The sequence below is a fragment of the Planctopirus sp. SH287 genome (assembly GCF_056500625.1).
On sequence record NZ_CM151403.1, the window covers coordinates 2,638,764 to 2,659,832 of the forward strand.

Annotated in this window: 12 protein-coding genes; 2 read left to right on the plus strand and 10 right to left on the minus strand. The window is 51.5% G+C overall.

Annotated features, from left to right (window positions below):
- Nucleotides 1-195: 195 nt before the first annotated feature.
- The 6 genes from SH287x_RS09835 to SH287x_RS09860 all read right to left on the minus strand — a co-directional run bounded on the left by SH287x_RS09835 (nt 196) and on the right by SH287x_RS09860 (nt 9,563).
- The gene (locus SH287x_RS09835) at nt 196-1,356 is read right to left on the minus strand and encodes a sigma-54 interaction domain-containing protein (RefSeq protein WP_479518539.1); all 1,161 of its coding nucleotides are present in this window, start codon (nt 1,354-1,356) and stop codon (nt 196-198) included.
- Nucleotides 1,357-1,741: 385 nt separating this feature from the next.
- A complete protein-coding gene (locus SH287x_RS09840; RefSeq protein WP_479518540.1) occupies nt 1,742-2,380 on the minus strand; it encodes a hypothetical protein in 639 nt (212 codons plus the stop codon).
- A complete protein-coding gene (locus SH287x_RS09845) occupies nt 2,377-5,607 on the minus strand; it encodes an efflux RND transporter permease subunit (protein ID WP_479518541.1) in 3,231 nt (1,076 codons plus the stop codon). The genes SH287x_RS09840 and SH287x_RS09845 overlap by 4 nt, the downstream gene beginning before the upstream one ends.
- Nucleotides 5,608-5,621: 14 nt before the next feature.
- Entirely contained in the window at nt 5,622-7,148 is a 1,527-nt protein-coding gene (locus SH287x_RS09850) for an efflux RND transporter periplasmic adaptor subunit (RefSeq protein ID WP_479518542.1), read from the minus strand.
- Nucleotides 7,149-7,307: 159 nt separating this feature from the next.
- Nucleotides 7,308-7,796 carry a hypothetical protein gene (locus SH287x_RS09855; protein WP_479518543.1) on the minus strand — a complete coding sequence of 163 codons (489 nt, stop codon included), beginning with the start codon at nt 7,794-7,796 and terminating at the stop codon, nt 7,308-7,310.
- A 243-nt stretch (nt 7,797-8,039) separates the two neighbouring features.
- Entirely contained in the window at nt 8,040-9,563 is a 1,524-nt protein-coding gene (locus SH287x_RS09860; protein ID WP_479518544.1) for a TolC family protein, read from the minus strand.
- Between the two features lie 770 nt (nt 9,564-10,333).
- On the opposite strand from SH287x_RS09860, the gene SH287x_RS09865 reads away from it, so the two are divergent.
- Nucleotides 10,334-11,020, plus strand: a complete 687-nt coding sequence (locus SH287x_RS09865; RefSeq protein WP_479518545.1) for an MOSC domain-containing protein — start codon at nt 10,334-10,336, stop codon at nt 11,018-11,020.
- A 139-nt stretch (nt 11,021-11,159) separates the two neighbouring features.
- Here SH287x_RS09865 and SH287x_RS09870 read toward each other — a convergent pair whose 3' ends face one another.
- Nucleotides 11,160-13,511, minus strand: a complete 2,352-nt coding sequence (locus tag SH287x_RS09870) for a prolyl oligopeptidase family serine peptidase (RefSeq protein ID WP_479518546.1) — start codon at nt 13,509-13,511, stop codon at nt 11,160-11,162.
- 560 nt (nt 13,512-14,071) lie between these two features.
- Here SH287x_RS09870 and SH287x_RS09875 point away from each other — a divergent pair.
- Nucleotides 14,072-15,949: a GIY-YIG nuclease family protein gene (locus tag SH287x_RS09875; RefSeq protein ID WP_479518547.1), complete on the plus strand. Its 1,878-nt coding sequence runs from the start codon at nt 14,072-14,074 to the stop codon at nt 15,947-15,949.
- Nucleotides 15,950-16,097: 148 nt separating this feature from the next.
- Here the strand turns inward: SH287x_RS09875 and SH287x_RS09880 are convergent, their stop codons facing one another.
- The 3 genes from SH287x_RS09880 to SH287x_RS09890 form a co-directional block, all read right to left on the minus strand.
- Nucleotides 16,098-18,182 carry a peptidoglycan D,D-transpeptidase FtsI family protein gene (locus tag SH287x_RS09880; RefSeq protein ID WP_479518548.1) on the minus strand — a complete coding sequence of 695 codons (2,085 nt, stop codon included), beginning with the start codon at nt 18,180-18,182 and terminating at the stop codon, nt 16,098-16,100.
- A gap of 232 nt (nt 18,183-18,414) precedes the next feature.
- On the minus strand, nt 18,415-18,732 hold the full coding sequence (locus SH287x_RS09885; protein ID WP_479518549.1) for a hypothetical protein: 318 nt from the start codon (nt 18,730-18,732) through the stop codon (nt 18,415-18,417).
- 73 nt (nt 18,733-18,805) lie between these two features.
- Nucleotides 18,806-21,037: a LysM peptidoglycan-binding domain-containing protein gene (locus tag SH287x_RS09890; RefSeq protein WP_479518550.1), complete on the minus strand. Its 2,232-nt coding sequence runs from the start codon at nt 21,035-21,037 to the stop codon at nt 18,806-18,808.
- Nucleotides 21,038-21,069: the final 32 nt, after the last annotated feature.

The window sequence follows — 21,069 nt, forward strand, 5'->3', positions numbered from 1 at the left end:
AGCCAGCCAACATGCCTCGTTTTTATCTGAAATCAACCTCCGGTGCTTCCAGCACACAGGTAGCCCGCGACGGGCAACCTGTGCTACCCAGCTGGAAAAAGTTATGTATAAAAGTCAGCCCCAAAGCGATGAACAGGCATGGAGAGTTCTGAATCGTGATCATGCCAACCTGCCTGATGAGGTCTCCTCACATTCTCAGGCAAATTCGCTTTCCAGGTCGAATTCTTCAATCTTCTTCTTGAGGGTACCCCGGTTGATACCCAGCCTGATGGCGGCTTTTGATTGAGATCGGCTGGTTCGCAGGATTTGAGAAATCAATTCCCGGTCGACGAATGCCATCAGACGCTCATGGCAGTGGGGACCTTCACCCACTTCATTAATGCCGCGTTCAATCAATTCCGCGCACAAGGCTTGCAGCGAATTTTTCCTGGCTCGTCCAAATCGCATGGGAGTTTCCCCCCTCACATGAGGAGGAAGCAGATCCGCTGTGATCTCGGGCCCGTCTGTCAACACGACCGCCCTTTCCAGATAATTTCCCAGCTCACGAACGTTGCCGGGCCAGGAATAAGTGTTGAGAAAGGCTTGAGCTTCTGCGGAAATCTTCCGCACTGATTTTTCATTCTGCACAGCGTACCGCTGTATGAAATAGCGTGATAATTCTGGAATATCCTCTGGCCTTTCACGAAGAGCAGGGACATGGATGGGAAGCACATTTAGGCGGTAGTAAAGGTCTTCGCGAAATGTCCCCTCGTCAACCATTTCTTCGAGATCTCTGTTGGTGGCAGCAACGATCCGGCAATCGACGCTCATTGTGCGCGTATCACCAACACGTTCAAACTGCTGTTCCTGTAGTACTCTCAACAGCTTAATCTGTAATGTAAGACTGATGGAGTTAATCTCATCCAGAAAGATCGTTCCTCCGTGTGCGGCTTCAAATCGGCCGACACGGTTTTCAACCGCATCGGTGAATGCCCCTTTGACATGGCCAAAAAGTTCGCTTTCCAGAAGACTTTCACTCAATGCCCCGCAGTTGACTCTCACAAATGGGCCGGTAGAACAGCGGCTTAGACGATGAATGGCTTTGGTGATGAGTTCCTTTCCCACACCCGTTTCCCCAAAGACCAGCACCGTCGCTGAGCTATTGGCGATTCTGCGGACATGATCAAAGACCGCTCGCATGACGGGGCTGGAGCCGACACATCCTTCAAATAGCATGCTCTCGTTCAAAGAGGAAAAGCGTTTTTTTGCCAGTATTCCCGATCCCGGCAAACTTATATTTCCTGTGTGGTTCGCTGACACAGTGCTGTTGGCATTCAACGATCCCAAAATGACTTCCGCTGCATCATCTTTCAGCATGTGTGTTTATCTCCAAAACAATTATCGCCAATCTGGTTGTATATTATTTATTCTCTGGAATTTTTGCAAGGTTGTCCAGCATGCGATGGGACGATTTCTCATCCTCTCCAAGAAGTGTTTTGAAAACTGCCAGGCCACCCAGCTTTTCTCAACCCTTGACCAGGAGTGTGAGGTCAAAGCGATCTATGCCGATCAAAAAAAAAACTTTGAGTCCTCCTGTCAGCGAAAGATCTGTGCTTCCGAGTTGTTTGCGGGGTGTTACAGGATGAATTTTGTATCGAGATATATTGAAATGTTTGCCCAAGCCTGACTGAAACTGCAAGCTTGGGCAAACGACGGTAACACCATTGACTCCAACGAGATGATGGAATCAATGAAATGGCTGCTAATGCTTGTGGTCATGATCGTGGTCGATCTTCCCTGTGTATTGTTTGCCGTTGACCATCACCACCAGTCTGGCGGCACTTCCTTTCGCATCCAGTCCCTTGGCAAGGGGCTTCTCCTGCGAAACAAACCGTGATGATTTTCCCTGTGGGTCACTGGCATCAGGAGAAGAAGAGAGTTTGAACTGCTCGGCCTTTCCTTCATGAAACAAATTGATGGTCACGTCCGTCGCTTCAACAGGGACTGCGTTTTTGGCACTTCCGTCCAGAAGATAAATCGTCACAGTTCCTGACTGTTCATCATGAACCACCTCTGCATGGTATTCCTCGTTGCCCAATTCCACGAGGTGGCCATGGTGCGGCCCTTCCTCCGGGTGGGCATGACTGTGGTCGTCGTGAACTTCAGCGTTGGAGGAAGATGACGGAGACGCTTTGCCGGAGTCGGGAGCCGTTCCACAGCCTGACATCATGAGTGCGACAAGACAGATCGCGGGGAGAGTTTTAACAGAGGATCGTTGAAAAGTGCGAGAACGAACAAGCATTCGATATTCCTTATCGAGTTGAAGAACTGGAACCACATGACAGATCGCTTTCGAGAGATCGTGCCGGTCAGGGAGATTGTGATGGGGGCGTTTCGTCATGTTTCATCATCAGGATCGTGTTCAATCAGCGGGATTTCCTTGTGGGATGCGCCCACCACACGGGCGGCTGATTTCAAGCCGAATAACCAGAACAGGGCCGGATGAACAAAGAAGTCCAGCAGTGTTGAACTGATAATGCCTCCCAGAATGACCGTCGCGACGGGGTAGAGAATTTCTTTACCTGGTTCATCTGCCGCCAGCACTAAAGGAACAAGGCCAATTCCAGCAGTGAGAGCCGTCATCAGGACGGGAGCCAACCGTTCCAGGCCGGCACGGACAATCATGTCTTTTGTCCAATCTTCCCCTTCATACCTCACCAGATGGAGGTAATGGTTGAGAAGAAGAATTCCGTTGCGTGAAGCAATCCCCGTGAGCGAAATGAAACCCACCATGGCGGCAATCGTGAGTGTCTGTCCGGTGATTACCAGCGCGACCACAGAACCGATGAACGCCATGGGCAGAGCCGTCATGACCTGAAGAGATAAATTGACGGACTGGAACATGGAATACAGAGCCAGAAAAACACCCATGAGCGAAATCGCAAAGAGGACTGCAATTAAGCGGCTGGCCGACTGCTGACTTTCAAACTGGCCGCTGTATTCCACAAAATAACCTTCCGGAAGGCTGGCAATGACGGGAGCGATTTTCTGCTGAATGTCTTCGACGACATCCACAACTCCACGATCGGAGACATTGCACTGCAACACAACGCGACGGCGGACGTTTTCACGATTTACGGCATTGGGGCCGCCCGATTGATAAATTTTGGCGACCGATTCCAAAGGGATCTGTCCCCCTTCCGGCAAGTCGATTGTCAATCTTTTCAGGGCGTTCAAATCTTCGCGGGTGTTCTCATCCAGACGCACCAGCAAATCGAATTGGCGCTGTCCAATCAGGATTTCTGAGACAACATCGCCATTCATGGCCGTTGAGATGAATTCGTTAATGTCGCTGACTGACAGCCCATAGAGCAACAATTTGTCGCGATCCACTTCGATCCGGAGTTGAGGAATAATGACCTGTGGCTCCACCAGAGGATCTTTCACGCCGGGAATCGATTTCATCGCTCCCAGCATCTCTTCGGCCTTGCGACGAAGGACATCGAGATCATCGCCGTAGATCTTGATCCCCACTTGAGCTTTCACACCGGAAATCATGTGGGAAATTAAATGGGCAATGGGTTGTTCAGCCGCTGTGACAATTCCGGGAATATCGGCCATGGCTTCACGAATTTCGTTGAGCAACTCTTCGCGGCTGCGGGGCGATTGAGGGTCGAGTTCAATGAGGTATTCACTCATATTGACCCCTTCCGCGTGTTCATCGAGTTCCGCTCGACCAGTCCGGCGGACAAATGAGTCAATGTCTTCAACCGCCTGTAAACGCTGTTCCACTTTGCGATTGATCTCATTGGAAGTGGCCAACGAGGTTCCCGGTGGCAGAACGACGTTCAACTGGATCGTCCCCTCGTTGAATGGCGGGAGAAAATCCTTTTCCAGATTCACCACAAACAACCCGGCAATAGCCACCAGGGCGACGGTCACGCTGAGGTTCAGCCAGGGAAAGGTCAGACTGAATCGAATCACCTTGTCGGCTATCCATTTGAGGCCTCGCAGAACGAAGCCGTCTTGCCCGTGATCCATCAAGCGGGCATTTCCCAGAAGCCAGTAGGAAAGGATCGGGGTCACTGTCAGTGAGACAAGCAACGACGCCATGATCGACACGATGTAGGCCACCCCGAGAGGAGTGAACAGCTTTCCTTCCATCCCCGACAAGGCGAACAGCGGAACAAACACCAGGCAAACCACAATCGTGGCGAATACCACCGAGTTCCTGACTTCGGTACTTGCCTGATACACCACTTGCAGCGGATGTTTGGGATGAGCCGCGTGCCTGTTTTCTTTTAACCGGCGGAAGATGTTTTCGACATCCACAATGGCATCATCGACCAGTTCGCCAATGGCAATGGCCAAGCCTCCCAGCGTCATTGTGTTGATGGATAATCCAAAGATCGAAAAGACGACCGCTGTCAGTGCCAGCGAAAGGGGGATGGCGGTAAATGTGATGAACGTCGTGCGAATATTCATCAAGAAAAGAAACAGGACGATCACGACAAGAATCCCTCCGTCACGGAGAGCTTCAATCACATTTTCGATGGCTCGGTCAATGAATTCCTTCTGTGAATATGTCGGTTGAATCCGAATATCCGATGGAAGCCCGGGTTTAAGCTCTTCAATGGCCTTCATAATATTTTCGGTGATGAGTCGAGTGTCGGCTCCCGGCTGCTTGTTGATGGTGAGGACAACAGCTGGCCCGCCGGAAAATTCGTTTGGTTCTCCATTTGCCTGAGGCTGGCCTGGTGCGCGGGAAGCGAGATGTTCCTTGCGACGAACAAAGACACTGCTGTCTCCCCGCTTGACCTGCGGCCCTTCCATGACTTTGGCCACTTGAGCCAGCGCGATGGGCTGGTCGTTCCGAATCGTGATCACGACTTTTTTCAAATCCTCAATCGTCTGGATGCGTCCTAACGCACGCACCAGCAACTCATTCGGCCCCTGTTGATCGAGATATCCCCCCGTGGCGTTTTCATTGCTATTGACGACGGCCTGTTTGACCTGTTTTAAGGTGACCCCATATCGCAACAGGGAATCGGGATCGACAAGTACCTGAAACTGCTTGCGCCCTCCTCCCATGGTGAAGACTTGAGAGACGCCGGGGACTGTCAGCAGACGCTGGCGGACGACCCAGTCGGCCAGCGTGCGGAGTTCGACAGGATCTGTGGAACCATCATCGCTCCACATTCCGAGCATGAGGATCTGACCCATCACAGACGAGATGGGAGCCAGCGTGGGCATCACTCCAGCGGGCATCCGGTCTTGAACCAGTTGCAGCCGTTCCATCACGATCTGACGGTCGGTGTAGATATCGGTTCCCCAATCGAACTCTACGTAAATGACAGAGATTCCAATCCCTGAAGAGCTGCGAACGGCTTGAACTCCATTCGCCCCGTTAATCGCGGTTTCAATGGGAAATGTGACGAGCGTTTCAACTTCCTCAGGAGCCAGCCCCGGAGCTTCGGTCATGATGACCACACGTGGTCGATTGAGATCAGGAAAGACGTCAATCGTCGCGTGCAAGGCTTGCCATGTCCCATATCCCATCAGGAACACGGCTAAAGCCATGACGATCATCTGCTGGCGAAGTGCAAAACGAATAATCGCATTAAGCATGATGGCCCTCCTGTTTAGTGATTATGCCCGGCATGCGGATCAACTCCGCCGCCGGACTTATTCTTGAGGGCCATCTGCAACTGATGCGCACCACGCCGTGCGACCACATCACCAGGAAAAATTGAACCATCGTTCTTAATCACGGCATAGGCCGAGTCACGATAGATCACATGAACCGGAACACGGTCAAAGTGATTTCCATTCTGCTGAAAGACAAAGGCTTCGGCCCCTTCTTGTGCAATGGCATCAACAGGCAGGACAATCTGCTGTTCCCATTTCTCCACAGGAATTTTCAATTGCAGACGCTGCCCCAGGCGATATTTCCACTCAATGAAACGGAGGCCGTTCGGTGAGGGAACATCGCGGGTCAACTGGTTTGGCAAGCGCACAAAGAAGGGGAGTGTGCGCGATTCAAGGTTCACGTCACTGGCGGAATACAACAATTCTAACCCGTGAACTTCCTCGGGCTTTTGCCCACTCTGCTCAAAAATGGCGGTCGCTTTCCATTTGTTTGTTGCGGCAGTTGCCAGCAAGCTGGCATCTTGCTCGAAAGCACGGCCTTCGAGATAGAGTTCTGACATATCCGACAGAACAGCCAGTGTTGCTCCCGCCTGAATGCGTTCACCTTTGCTGACCAGAACGTCCTGAAGAATCAGAGGGAGCGAATCATGTTGATTGCCTGGTTGAACATGTGAAGGATCGGAATGGGCCTCTTCGATCTCCCGATGTGCCGCACGTGAAACGGGATTGTTAGTCAGTTCAAATTCATTGTCGTGATGTCGATCGGGAGACGGCACACGGATCTGAAGATCTCGCAGCAAACGCCGATTGATCATGATGTCCTGAATCTGGCGGTCAGAAAGTCCCTGAAGGCGAAGGGCTTCTTTCTGAGCTGATAACAGGACTTCCAATTTGTCCTTGGCGTATTGCCGCTCTAAGAGCGTCTTCTGGGAAACGGCTCCCGATTTGGTCACTTCTTCCAACCTGACAATTTCGCGATTCTCAACATCAAGGCCCCCAATTGTCTTCAGCAATTCGGTTTGATTGGCCACCAATTCATCGGCAGTAATCCGAATGTCGAAAAGCAGTGTCCCAGGGATAACGGCTTCACCCCGAACGGCATGAACATGTGTCACGACCCCGGCCATGGGAGTTGAGACTTGAATCCGCGTTCGTCCGGGGCGTTCGACAACAATCGCCGGTACAGTGAAGGTTCGTGTAAACGTCTCAAGCTGAATGGGCTTCAGGAACTCTTCCGTCAGGCCCACGTTTCGCATGGCCTGTTGCGAAAGCTCTAATGAGTTCCCTTCGTCATGCCCATGGGAATGGCCACCATGGTCATGATCACTTTGGCCTTCATCGTGTGGCTGCTGGTCTGAAGCCCCTGATTTTCGTTGAGCGGCAATCGTGACTTGCACCCAGTTTTGTAACACTGGCCACCAGCGATTAAAGGTGACGCCTCCCACTCCGATGAGCAAGAAGGCTACCAGCAACCCAAGAAACCTGATGGATCCATGAGAAAGTGGCAATTTGAATTTCATATTGGCCCCTTATCGGGACGCAGAGTCTGCGCAGAATTCTGGCCGCAGCCCCTGATGCTTGTGAAGTAGAAATGAACCCACAGGGAGGCAAACAATGCCAGACGTCCTGCTGATTCCCCTGTTTGGAAAGACGGCAATCAGAGCCGCACGATCAGGGTTTTAGACCAACCAGACCTGAGCCAGCGCGCGGCGTTGAAGAGCTGTTGGCACAAAATGCCACTCACGCGCTGCTTTCAGTGAGAAACATTGAGGCGATGCGACCAACTGTGCGATATCAATCGTTTCAAAGCGAAGATCGATCCAAAATTCAAAACTCACGTATTGCAATGGGACAGCGGCGACTTGACCACTGAAAACGCAATGCCCGCTATGACAAGGGGTGTTGCCGCAAGGGTCATCATTTGAAGGAGAACCGGAAGGGCAGGAGTCGTGGCTCGATTTTTGATCAGAAGAGTGGCCTGGCGAATGATGGCAAGGGCAGCTTGAGTCGCTTTTGTGAGCATGACTTCCTGAGTCACACTGGCCATCTTCAATGGCGACCATCTGAACAGACGGGGCGTATCCATGGGTATGATGCCAGCAACACCCGAAAATGCTGTGAAACAGCATCGGAACGAGTGCAATCAGGCTGACAACATGGCCGCTCATTGGGGGTGCGCACTTCTTCGTACAGGTCACAGATTTTCATACCGGTCACAGATTGTGCCCGGCGAAAATTCGGTCGGAAGACCTGCTCACTGATTATGTTATCGAATATCCGGGGTCTTTGGTCAATCGCTTTTTCACGGTACTCACGCGGAGAATGAACTGAAGAGCGAAGGTCGAAAGATTTTCAGAAGGATTTTCTTCTTGGGCTTTTGCATATTTTCATCGTGGGTCAGGATGAAAAATTTACTCGCCACTCAAGGACTGGTCGCGCAGGCTTGAGCCGTAATCACTGTCCGGGGTGTTTTCAAGGCCACCAGAGAGAACCATTCCCTGCAAATAAGTTTCTGCAATCGCCAGATTCTTTTGTGAAAGGACGTAGTCCAGGTTTGTATCGAAGAATGTCTTGCGTACGACCAGAACCTGCAGAAAATCAAACTCACCGATGGAGTAGGCCTGTTCGGTGAGTTCGAGTGCTTTTTGGGCTTTGGGAAGAGTCACATCCCGATACTGTTCGACAGCCGCAGCCGCAGCCTCGTAATCCTGCCCTGTCTGAGCGATTCGTGATTCAATCGAGAGTTCAATGCGACGCACTTCTTCGCATGCCCGCCCTAACTCTGCTCGTGCGGCAGAAATATTTCCTTCGTTACGATTGTAAAGCGGGAGTGGCAATCCCACCTGAGCATTGACCATACCGGAATCGGTTCCCCGGTCGACACCACCTGCCAACATCACTGTCAAATTGGGGATTGCCTGAATTTCCTGGCGCCCAATGTTTGCCTGTGCCCGACTGACACGTGCTCGAGCGGCTTGCAATTCAGGGCTGGCGGCCAATGTCTGGCTTTTCACCAGGTTTAAGTCTTCAACAGCGACCTGGCTGGGAAGAGTTCCTTCCAATTTCCCTGGCAAAACTTCAGGGATGCCTGCCACAGCCGTCATCTGCCTCCAGGCACCGCGATAGGCAGCCATCGCTTGACGCTGCTGAATTTCCACCTGATTGAGTTGAATTTCTGCCTGCAAAAGCTCAGGCAATGATCCTTCTTTGGCATCCAGACGTGACTGTGCGATATCCACACCTTTTTGAGCGATGGCATGAAAATCTCTTGTGAGATCCACCCGCCGCTGAGCAGCCAGTGCTTCGTAAAATCGTTGGCGAACATCGGTCAGGACACGGTAGCGCTGTGTTTCCACTTCCCACAATTGAGACTGAACTTCCTGGTCAAGGACTTGCTGGTTGCGGGCCAGCTTATCGCCACGGATAATCTGTTGCTCGATGAACACGGTATGTTGATCCGTGCCCCGGTCGGCAATTTGAGTGCCGTTGTACCCGACTGTCGGATTCGCTTTTTTCCCGACTTGATCACGGTAACCCATCGCCTTGTGAACTGCTGATGAGGCTTGTCGAATCGAAGGGTTGTTTGCCAGCGCCGTCGATTCAAGTTGAGAAAGCGTCCATCCTAAGTTCAGTTCCCCTGGAACCGGGAAGAGAGCCTCTGCTGGAACGGCCTGGGTGATCCCGAGTTCGTCGTCAGATTTTCCTGCCACCAATTGGATTGATTCGGGAGCGAGAAGATCGTTCTGTTTTGATGAGCTTTTTTGTGAATCTTCGCGTGTTGAATTTGAATGAATCGGCCTCTGGTCGGTGGTCTCTTGCGAGATCGCAGTTCCTGGGATCGTTTGTGACACCAGGGTGCTGCGAGAGGCTTGGCAACCACATAAGCAGGCAGACAGAAGCCCGCTGGCAACGAGAAGCAAGTGAGGTTTGAACATGAAAATTCTCCGGTGATGTCGTCAAGCAGGAAACATCGTGAAGCAAAATCGCGATACTTCCTGAACTAGACCTGGAGCCGGAGATGAGAGAGCCTTTTCCCGCTGTTTCCATAATCTCTTTTTGTCAGAGATCTCTGCAAACAGTCCTGAACGCCCGCCGAAGGAGAGGCGTACTTCTCAATAAACTTCAAGTCGAGTGTGCTCTGAATGGTTCGCGACGATTCAGGACGGAGGCTGATGAGACGGTGGCATGTCGTTTTGGGGGTGTTTGGACATGAGTTGTGCGATTCACAGAGATCATGGCCATTCGTGAGATGTGAATGAGCGGATGACGATTTTTGATCACAATGGTGGTGATCGTCGCTCTCGCCTTCGTGTCCAGACAAGTCGTCACACGCGGCGACAGAACATCCCCAATCGACACCGCATATCGCGCAACGGCAGGGCAATACTGACTGACAGATCACTGCCAGCAGTAGCATCACGGCCATCACGCGTCGCCATTGCCTGCTCACGGGAATCCATTCCCTTCGCGGAGAAACATGCTAAAGTCTTGAGGAGTATCCCATTCATCATCGGCTTTTCCGGGTCGCTCGATTGAAAAAGGAACGCATCAGCAGTGCTTGTTGGAGAATCTCACCACGCGGCGTGGGCCAATCGGAAAAATCAGCAAAGTCTGTTGTGCTGACGATTTCAGGGACTGTTCCGCAGCTTAAACCGCTCACCCGAACAAGCAGTCTCTACCCAACTCCCAACCTACGATAACGACCATGCCCATTGGCCACATTTTTTCGCTGCAAATCGGCCTTCCCCAAGAGCGTCCTGCGCTCAGTGATCGGCAACCAGCCTATTGGACTGGTTTCTGGAAAACTCCTGTATCAGATCGTCGTCTCCTTGATGCACACGGCTTGATGGGAGATGGCCAGGCTGATCTGGTGAATCATGGGGGAACCGACAAGGCCCTCTGCCTCTACGCCGCTGCCCATTATTCGGCATGGAAAGAGGAGCTTAACCTCAATGATTTTCCTCCCGGTGCTTTCGGCGAAAATCTGACAGTCGCTGGTGAAAGCTCTTTCGCAGTGGGAGAACAGCTTACTGAGGAAACGGTCTGCCTGGGTGATCTCTGGCAGATAGGAACGGCCCGTGTGCAAGTCTCTCAGCCTAGGCAGCCCTGTTGGAAACTGGGCCGTCGATGGGAGATGACCGACCTCCCTGGAAAAGTGATTCAATCAGGCCGTACGGGTTGGTATGTCCGGGTCATCTCGCCAGGAATGATTGCTGCGGGGGACACCATTGAGCGTCTTGCCAGGCCACATCCGGATTGGCCTATCAGTCGTCTCAATCAATTGATGTACCGCGATAAACAGAATGAGCTTCTGTTGAAGGAAGTCCTCACAATTCCCGCACTGGCCACCAGTTGGCGAGATACTTTTATGAAACGCCTCAGTTCACACTGATTATCAATATGGTTCTCCCGAGATCTATTATCTAAATATCAATTGCTACCAACCTATAAAAAGGATGCCCCAAGTTGCCACAATTCAGCAACCTGAGGCATTGTTCTCTTTAATCTGACAGAAATCTGAAGGCTCAGACTTAAATCTCGGGTTTCAGATGTCGGAGGAGAAATTCTTTACGAGCACGGCTGCCTGCGGGTGTTTCTGCCGCCCCATGATTGGCGCCAGCGATCGGATGGAAGTCAAACGATTTACCGGCTTTTTGCAAAGCGGCGACCACTTGCATCGTGCTGGCAGGATCGACGTTGGAATCCACTTCACCAACAATCAATAGTAATTTGCCCTTGAGCTTGTGGGCGTCAACAACATTAGAGCTGGCTGTATAGCTCTCATCAACGGGCCAACCAAGCCATTGCTCATTCCACCACATTTTGTCCATACGGTTGTCGTGACATCCACAGTCTGCGACAGCCACATGATAAAAATCGGAATGATCCAGGAGTGCCCGCATTGCAGACTGTCCGCCAGCACTGCCGCCGTAGATTCCGACGCGGGTTAAATCCATCCAGGGTCGGGTTGTGGCAGCCGCCTTGATCCACGAAATGCGATCAGGGAACCCTGAGTCTTTCAGGTTTTTCCAGCAAACATCATGGAACGCCTTCCCACGATAATTCGTTCCCATGCCATCGGCCTGCACCACGATAAATCCCAGATCGGCGAACGACTGCATCTGTCTGGCCGAGCCGAACCGCTTTGGTGTAAAGGCACTGTGAGGCCCCGCATAGATATTCTCTAGCACAGGATATTTTTTAGCAGGATCAAAGGTCGTCGGTTTGTAGATTACTCCGTAGATTTTTGTCTTGTCGTCCCGACCCGTAGCGACAAATCGCTCGGGAAAGAATTTCCCTGCTGCTAAATAGGATGTCGCATCAGCACGCTCTAACTCACAGATTAATCGGCCATCAGCGCTTTTTCGCAGTTCGATAACCGGCGGGTGATCGATCCGTGACCAGGTATCGACAAAGTATGTTGACTTGGGTGAGAACTGGATGTCATGGTAGCCATCTCCTTGGGTCAACTGCTTAAATCCGGTGCCATCAAAAGAGACTTTGCAGAGATGAAGATGATAAGGATCTTCTTCTGGTCGAAGCCCGCTCGCGGTGAACCAGATGGTTTTGCTGGCTTCGTCAACTCGTTGAACGTCTCGGACGACCCATTGGCCAGAAGTCAGTTGTTGAGGTGATTTCTTCCCGGTGACATCAAACTTCCACAGATGACTCCATCCATCTCGTTCACTCTTCCAAAGAATTTCTTTGGTTTTAGGTAGCCATTGCCGCCAGGTCATGCTGCGGTAATCGACAAACGTCTGGTTTAATTCTTCCACGACGGGACGAACTTGACCAGTCATCGCATTGACTGCAAGAATTCGATAGCACTGATGTCCTCGCTGATTGAAATCAAAGTAAAATTCTTTACCGTCTTCCGACCAGAGAAAATTCATATACGCCGAACTTGTGAATTGATTCGCAAAGAGAGCGGAATCAAGAATGATCGGCTTAAAGGTGCCATTTTCTAATCGAAATAGGATCGGAACGGGTTGATCAAGTTCATCACCTGGTTTCGCGTAGCTGAATTGACGAATTTTAGGCTGTAACTGATCTTTAGGAGAAGACTCGACAATAGAGATCTGGCGCACCTTCACGGGAACGGCTGACGAGAAGACAAAGGCATCCGACTTTGGTGACCATGATGCTGTCCCGAAAATTCGGGAATCGGCTGACAGTGCTGGCGAAATTCGCACTTCGTTCTGCATGTCGCCATCCGTCACAATGACCTGGTTTCCCGAACCTCGAGCACACCATTTCCCATTCGGTGAATACCCCGACGCGGCGGCCTTGGGTTTCACCGAAAAGGTATTCAACGGCGTCTTGGTCGCCATGCCATCAATAATGATGCGGGGCGTTGAAGGATCAGCATAGATCGCAGCGACTTTGTCTCCATTTTGTTTGGAGATCACCCAGAGATGAGTCTGATAGGTGTGCTGGTTGTGGCTGGCGCGAGGTTCAATCACCCCATAATCCACATGCTGTCCTTCGCGATTCACCCAGGCCAACCGCACCGGTTCACTCATCTGATTCACAAAGACGAGATTGCAGGAGTTGACCGATTCGGGGGGAGTCTTGCGCAACTTGGTAGAGAGAGTCGAGGTTCGTATTTCCGCTGAACCCGGCAGATTCATCGACTTCATATCGCTATGAACACTGCGGTGGCCCGTGGCTGCCTCAATCCGGATGTATTCTTCTGTCTTGGGAGCAACCTGCACGCGATACCACAAGCCCGACTCATCAGGAAGCCAGGTGGGAGAAATGCGATCGCGATAGATCCTCGCGTCAGCAGGTGATTGTGAAGGTTGATCCTCACTGATCAACGAAAGGCCAAAGATGGTGGGCACGAACCAGGCCACCATGAACGACAAGCTGCGAAGCTTCATCAAGCACTCCCTCTTACGTTTAACGGGTTTCGATCTCGGAAACGCGCTGTCGCCCCATTTTGGCGAGAATGGATCAACTCTCTCTCAAAGCTGGATTTGTTTCCAAAACCTGGTTCAGAGAGATTCTTCCGATTCTCTTCCCGAAGTGAGCACCCCACGAGATGAGAACAGTGCATACAAAATAAAACCATGCAGAGAGTCTTTTTCACACTCGTATTCTCTGCTTTTTTTTCAAAAAACAAATTTTTACGTTTCGCTTATTGAAAGAGAGTGATCAAAAATCAACAAAAAAGAGCTGGCCGCTGTGTCATAACCTCAACAACTAATGGAGGTTACAATGATTCAACCTTGCCACCTGCCAAGAATTACGTCGCTCTCCCCTTTTTCATCAGAGTTTGACTCGGGAATTGCAGTAATCTCTTAGTGAACTGAATTCACGAGATGCCGATCCCAAGCCGTTATCCAAATTGATGAGAAGACTTGCACCTTGCGGGTCAGCGGCATTGCGATGATTTCGTTCAGTCACCATTGATTGTGCACACTGTAGAAGGTTTCATCCTGTGTTTACGTTTTTGTTTTTTGTAATTGCGTTGCTACTAGCTGCCTCTACAGGCATTTGCATTCATCTCTTGTTGACCGAACGAATCAAATCAAGCTCATTAACTTCAGAACTTGAGACTCAACAACGAGAAGCTGGAACTCAAATAGGAGAGCTTTCTGAGCAGGTCACGAAATGCAAGAACTCCTATTCCGCTCTACGTACAAAAGCGGACACTGAACTAAAGCGATTGCAGGGCGAAACTAGGCGTTTGTCAACAATCATTGCCGATCAGAAAGTCAAGATGCAGCGTTGGCAGGTTATAGTCGATGCCGAAGACGAGGCCGAACGAGTACGAGCGTTGGCTGTGAAAGAAACATCCGAACTCACCGCGAAAGCTGATCAAACAATCAAAGATGCAGCGGCAAAATCCAGTGAAATCTATCGCGAAGCAGAACTTGCGTCAGAATCTTTGCGACAAATTGGCGATCAGGCCCGCGACGCGGCGGAGTTAGAGGCTGAGAGCCTGAGAAACGCCACTCGCAAGGATTCGGAACTGATTCTTTCGTTGGCTCGACGAGAATCAGAAGAACTCAAGCAAAAAGCGTTGACACTTCTTGAGGAGTCTCGCTTTAAGTCATCAGGCATCCTCGCAGACGCGGATCGGCGTGCCAGAGAAATTGCAGGGGAAGCTTATGACGTGAAGCAAGATATCAACAAGTATGAGAAGATGCTTCGTGCCATCAAGAACGAGCTTCAGGGCTATGGAGACGAGTACATAGTTCCTTCACACAGTTTGCTTGACGAAATAGCGGATGAGTTCGCATTTACGGAGGCTGGCCAAAAGCTAAAAGATGCAAGAAATGCTGTGAAGTTTATGGTCAAAAATGGTAATGCTGCATCCTGTGATTATGTTGAAGCCAATCGCCGGGAAACTGCCATTCGATTCATCGTCGATGCGTTTAATGGGAAAGTCGATTCGACTTTAGCGCTCGTTAAACACGACAACTTCGGTAAGCTTAGCCAGCAGATCAAGGATGCATTCATCCTCGTAAATGGCAATGGCGAAGCGTTTCGCAACGCAAGAATCACTGATGAGTATCTCAACGCGAGACTCGATGAACTTAAATGGGCTGTACTTGTTAACGAGTTGAAGAAGCGGGATTTGGAAGAGCAACGAAGAATCAAAGAGAGAATACGAGAGGAACAAAAGGCCAAACGCGAATATGAGCGAGCTTTGCGCGACGCAAGGCGAGAGGAGGAAGCAGTTCAAAAAGCGATGTCTCGTTTACAAGAGCAACTTTCACGGGCATCCGCAGAAGAACGAGCCAAATACGAAGCTGAACTGCAATCCCTCCAGGAAAAACTCAAGATTGCTGAAGAAAAAGGACAGCGTGCCATATCGATGGCACAGCAAACCAGATGCGGTTATGTCTATATCATCTCTAATTTAGGTTCATTTGGCGAAGACGTGTTCAAGATTGGCCTCACCAGACGTCTGGAACCATTGGATCGAGTCAAAGAATTGGGGGACTCAAGTGTTCCATTTGAATTTGATGTTCACGCATTGATTAGATCTGATGATGCTCCTGCCCTCGAACACCAGTTGCATCGACATTTCTTGTTGCACCAAGTAAATAAAGTTAACCATCGCAAAGAGTTCTTCAGATGCAATCTGGCTACCATTAGAAAAGAGGCTGAGGAACTTGGATTGCAGGCACAATGGACGATGAGAGCCGAAGCCAGGAGCTACCGAGAAACATTGGCTATTGAAAAGAAGATTGCCAGCGATCCATTTGCACGTGAGCAATGGCTACAACGCCAACTTGAGCTTGAACTCACTGAAGACGAGGACGAACTTCTCGGCGTTGGGGTCGATGATGAAGATCTTCAAGCTTAATGTTGATTGCCATTAAAATAGATACCCTCTATTGACAGTGCAGATTCCAGATTGGCTCCAAAGCATCACTCTACAATTGCATTAGAGACTGACAAAAACTCTTATGAGGGATTTTGGTGTAGGACGAGAAATGATAACGACGACAGAGTTACCGGAGCGTCGATACTCCTGAAAGGCGGGTGGCCCAGCGTGGGTGCGATTCCTGATAGCGGAGTGTCTGTTTCAGGAGTTCTGCTGCTGCGGGAGCAGCGACTTTTCCACCGAACGCTTCTCCGCCAATATCAGCTTCATTCACAACCACCAGAACAATCGCCCGAGGATTTTTTACAGGTGCTCCACACAGGAAAGAACTCACATACTTACTATGCGAATACCCCCCTGTTGGTAGAAGGATTTGAGCCGTTCCTGTTTTACCAAAGACTTCGTAATCCTCCAGTTGGGCTTTCTTGCCAGTGCCGCGGGTCACGACGTCTCTTAACGGCGATTCAACCAGCCAATTCGCGACCTGAGGCGATACCACCTGTTGATAAACTTTGGTGCGATCGTCATCCCCGGGTTGCAGGATCGTGGGCTTGCGCCATGTGCCACCGTTGGCAATCGCCGCATGGGCGGAGATCATTTGTAGTGGAGTTGCTGCCAGTTCATGTCCCATGGGAATTGAACCTGTCGAATAACTGTTCCATTCCTTAAGTGGCCTGAGGATGCCGGGAAGTTCACCGGCCAGTTCTATACCTGTTTTGCGACCAAATCCGAAATTTGTGGCAGCGGCATACAACTGCTCGTTCCCTAACGCTTCGCCGATTTTTGCCATGCCGATGTTACTGGATTTCACCAGAATATCGGTGAGGCTCAGGTGTCCGTAAGCATGAGTATCGTGGAGCAGGCGGCGGCCCATCCGATACTGGCCATGTTCGCAGTCGAATGACTGGTCGCTTTCAATGAAATGATGTTCAAGCCCATGAGCCACGATGATGGGTTTGAATGTGGATCCTGGCTCATAGATATCGCTGATCGCCCGGTTCTTCCAGGCGTCGGTACTCACATTGATAGGCAAGTTCGGATCAAAGGTGGGACGAGATGCCATTGCCAGAATCTCACCCGTCTCTGGTTCCATCACGATGGCGCAGACGCTGCTAGGCTTCCACTGAACCATCACTTCATCCAGGACGCGCTCGGCATAAATCTGGACGACGGTATCGATCGTCAGTTGCACGTCTTTCCCTGGTTGCATGGGAAAGGATGTCGCAGGGTCAACCTCCAGAACGCGTCCTCGCGCATCCCGTAATAATGTTTCCTTTCCCGGAGTTCCCGAGAGAATTGCTTCCTGAGATTCTTCGATTCCTCCCTGGCCCAGGCCGTCAATGTTCCGCAGTCCCAGCACATGAGCCGCCACGACACCTTGTGGATAGACACGACGGAATTCATCACGAAAGCCCCACTGATCGCGTGGAAGCTTCAATGCACGAATCGCCGCGGCTTCATGGGCATTTAGCCGGCGTTTGATCCACAAGAAATGAGACGAGGGAGCAGATCTCAAACGGCTCTCCAGCAAAGCGGCATCCGCCTGAAGTGCTGTCGCTAACTTATCTGCCACTTGATGAGGATCATCAATCTGAGCAGGGACTACGAACAGGCTTTGCGTGACAATCGTGGTCGCCAGCACTCGGCCTGCGCGGTCGAGAATGTCTCCAGGCCGTGCGGGGATGGGTTGCTGGAAATATCGCTGACCTGAGGCTGTCCGGGCGAAGGTCTCGTGCTCGATGACTTGAAGTTGAACGAGCCGACCAGCCAGCACGATCCCCAGAAATCCCATCGTGACCGTCGCGATGAGCATGCGACGATCCATCTTCCGACGATTCAACTGAAGAGATTCACGACGTGAAGCCGCCCATCGCCATGTTTTGTGGAAACCTCTTTTCAAGTAAGGTGCCCAGTAGCCGGTGAATGACGCCACCTTGACCCAACCGGCCCGTGCGTATTGCGACAATTTCTGTGCGACACGAAGTGCAGCCGCCGGTACCGCTTCAGAAAAGATCTCTGGACCTACCGAAGGAGCCGGGGTCACGGACTGTTGAGAGACTGGCTGAAAATGCTCAAATCCTTCTCCCTCTGAGGGAGAAGGTGGCCGCAGGTCGGATGAGGGGGGTACTCTTGGCTTTGGTAACACCGAGGGTTCATCGGCCCTTTCACTCTGGCCTTCTCCCACGAGGGGAGAGGAAGCCTGACCGGACATGCTCTCAATATGGTGTCGATGGGTGAGAGACGCTGAATTGGTGCATTCCGTCGGAACTTCATGCACCCTACCTGGCAGCTCCGAGGGATCCCGGAGGAATTCCTGACAGCGTTGCCGCAGAGTCTCCAGAATCTCGTGAATCTTCATTGAGGAGACGCTCTCCGAATCACGTGATGTCATGAAGCTGCGGATAAATTCAGGAGTGAGAGCAGACTACCAACGACCAACAAGCTTACCGTCGAATGACTGGCCTCTCTGGAGGAGGTTTGACAGCCATCGATGAAGAGCGTCGCCCTGATTGCGGATGATCTTCAAACCGTGGCTGAACAGCGATAAGCTCACCCCGTTCCAACCGAGGGAGCAGTTGTACTGGCGAGCTGGCCAACTGCACGTCCAGGCGAAGTTGCGAGAGTGTCTGACTAGCAACATTGATCCGGTAGCGCTGACGGCTGATCTGGCGTTTTGTCGCCAGAATCTCTGCCTCAAGAACTGTTCCCATCAATGAAATTGCTACAACCAGCAAAACTGCTACGCCAAACCGAAAGAACATCCTCGCACCTGCCGACCAGAGATTTGTCGAGGCCCTGTCGTCGGCAGCAAGACCTTTTCTGGCTCCGACTCGCTCAGTTTCGGATGGGTGGAGCAGCGTTCATGACCTGGACTTGGCTGGCATCGGGAGGAAGTCTCAAAATCGTGCCGACGGCGATGGTATTACCGTCCTGAAGCTTATCCCGGTTCAATTCGAGAATTTGAATCCAGCGGGAAGATCGCCCCAGATGATTCCTCGCAATGCCGCTCAATGTGTCCTTATCCGAGATTTTATACATTGGCGAGCCTGTCTGATCGATGAAGAACCCCTCTTCGACAGCTTCCGGCGCGGATTTTACAGCCGAAGAGTTGCCACCTGTTTCACTCCCGTTTGTTGCAGGCACGCGAGCTGCTGCCAATCCGTACTTCTGGTCGAGATATTCGACAGGTGGAATTTCAATGCGGGTTCCTGGTTTCATGGATTCGGGCTTGGGAACATTGTTCGCATTGTGGGCCGCCAGAGCGTTGAAATAACGGCCGCTGCCATAAACTTTACGTGAGATGCTCCAGAAATTGTCATTGGTTTCCACCGTGTAACTGGTGGCACCAGCAGACTCTGCACTGAAATTACTTGCAGGAGCTTCTGATGGGATAAAGGCTGAGTCCTTCGCTTTGGGAAGCACAGCCGTCGCGGGTGGAGAATCTAATCGACCATCATTTTCCGGGAACGTTTCCTTTGGAGATGCTGCGGGCAGGGAAGAAGCCGGCGATACCATCTCTGTTTTGGAACTGGCAGGCGCATCAAAGCCAAAGGGGTCGGTTTCTGCAGGAGGTAATGACTTCTGAGCAGGCACGGCGGCGGCGGGAGCATCGAAGAGTTCCTGTGGAACCTCAACGGGCTTCCTGATCTCAGTTGGCAGATTCCCAGTGGGAAGATTACCAGCGGGCATGTTGCCCTCAGGACGATTCATCGCAGAGAGATCATCAGGAATCTCTGTAGGAAGCTGGGGCAAAGTGCGGGGGGTGGTCTCGACAGGCAGGTCGAGTTTTATGCTGTCAAAGTCATCGATATTTTGTCGCGCTGGCGGGTTTTTCGCAGCAGGAACCGTGTCTAGTTCCAGCGAATCGAGTTCCAAGGTCTTTTGCATCTGAGGTGTTGCCGCAGGTTGACTGTCTGCCGGGAAACCCACGTCACTTAAGTCTTTGGACGGTGGTTCCACCTGTACGGGAAGCTCCAGGGATTCGACCACTTCGGCGCGCCGATCCAACGTTTTCTCAACATCTCGCGTTGAGACTTCAACCGGCATCGCAAACGGGTCATCATGAGGTGACGTCATCCTGGCTGAAGCTGTTGTCTCAGACTGAGCGATAGGCTGCCTGACATCTGACGGGTTCTTGATCTCCGGCGTCACCGCATTATTAGTATTGGTGTTGATAGTGTCCGTTGAGGGAAGTCCAAACGGATCCTCCTGCTCTGCTCTTGCTGCTGCGGGTATGGGCGATGATGTTTTTGTCGCAGGAGTTTCAGCAGGGAAGGCGTCATCCAGCGACAGCTCTCTCTGGGAAGGAGGAGGCGTGGCGGCTTTCTCGACAGGAAGATCCAGTTCGGCTGCAAAGGGATCTTTTTCCCCATTCGATGACATGGTGGCTGTTGATGGCGCAGGCTGTGTGAGGTTTTTAACAACGTCAGAACCAGGATTCGCTGCCTGACCTGCTGCCGATGGCTGTGCCATCTCGCTAGCGAAAGGGTCTTCTGTGATCATGGGACTGGTTGCGGCAGCGGTATTCGTCGGTGGAATCTTGCCGGGCTTGATGGTCGTCGAGAGTTCGACGTTTTCTAGAGCAAAGGGATCACTATCGTCAGGAGCAGCAGGCTGACTCAATCCCACCACAGGGGTGTTATTGGTTGATGGGATGCTCTTGGCAACTGAAGAGGGTTCCGCTTGAGCCGGGAATGCCAGAGCATCCAGATCGGTTGGCAACTCAGGGAGTTTTGGTTTGACGGCGGGTGGAGTATTTGCTGTCGCGTCGGGAAAGCTTAAGCTTTTTAAGTCGTTTTCCAGGCTAGGAGAAAGCGAAGTCTTTGCTGATGGTTCTGTCGAAGCGGTGGTATTTGCTGCTGGACTCTGCGAAAGGTTTTCCCCAGTCGCTGAGGCCAACTTAATCTCTGCGGCCAGATCATCGGGATTGAGTGAGTCAACCGCAGCCCCCTCTGTTGCCTGAGCGACAGAAATTGTGGGGTGTTGCAGGCGTTTATAGAGCAAAATGCCAAAACCACAGGCCAGCACGGCCACGAGCACCAGTCCGACCTTGGTTTCTCGAGCCATACCATCATCCCTGAATAAAAGTGAACGGCAGA

Bases quoted from the DNA above. Each gene is read 5' to 3' on its own strand.
- SH287x_RS09835 (WP_479518539.1), bottom strand. From the start codon at position 1,356: ATGCTGAAAGATGATGCAGCGGAAGTCATTTTGGGATCGTTGAATGCC.
- SH287x_RS09845 (WP_479518541.1), bottom strand. From the start codon at position 5,607: ATGCTTAATGCGATTATTCGTTTTGCACTTCGCCAGCAGATGATCGTC.
- SH287x_RS09880 (WP_479518548.1), bottom strand. From the start codon at position 18,182: ATGTCCGGTCAGGCTTCCTCTCCCCTCGTGGGAGAAGGCCAGAGTGAA.
- SH287x_RS09890 (WP_479518550.1), bottom strand. From the start codon at position 21,037: ATGGCTCGAGAAACCAAGGTCGGACTGGTGCTCGTGGCCGTGCTGGCC.
- SH287x_RS09860 (WP_479518544.1), bottom strand. From the start codon at position 9,563: ATGTTCAAACCTCACTTGCTTCTCGTTGCCAGCGGGCTTCTGTCTGCC.
- SH287x_RS09865 (WP_479518545.1), top strand. From the start codon at position 10,334: ATGCCCATTGGCCACATTTTTTCGCTGCAAATCGGCCTTCCCCAAGAG.
- SH287x_RS09850 (WP_479518542.1), bottom strand. From the start codon at position 7,148: ATGAAATTCAAATTGCCACTTTCTCATGGATCCATCAGGTTTCTTGGG.
- SH287x_RS09885 (WP_479518549.1), bottom strand. From the start codon at position 18,732: ATGTTCTTTCGGTTTGGCGTAGCAGTTTTGCTGGTTGTAGCAATTTCA.
- SH287x_RS09870 (WP_479518546.1), bottom strand. From the start codon at position 13,511: ATGAAGCTTCGCAGCTTGTCGTTCATGGTGGCCTGGTTCGTGCCCACC.
- SH287x_RS09855 (WP_479518543.1), bottom strand. From the start codon at position 7,796: ATGAGCGGCCATGTTGTCAGCCTGATTGCACTCGTTCCGATGCTGTTT.
- SH287x_RS09840 (WP_479518540.1), bottom strand. From the start codon at position 2,380: ATGACGAAACGCCCCCATCACAATCTCCCTGACCGGCACGATCTCTCG.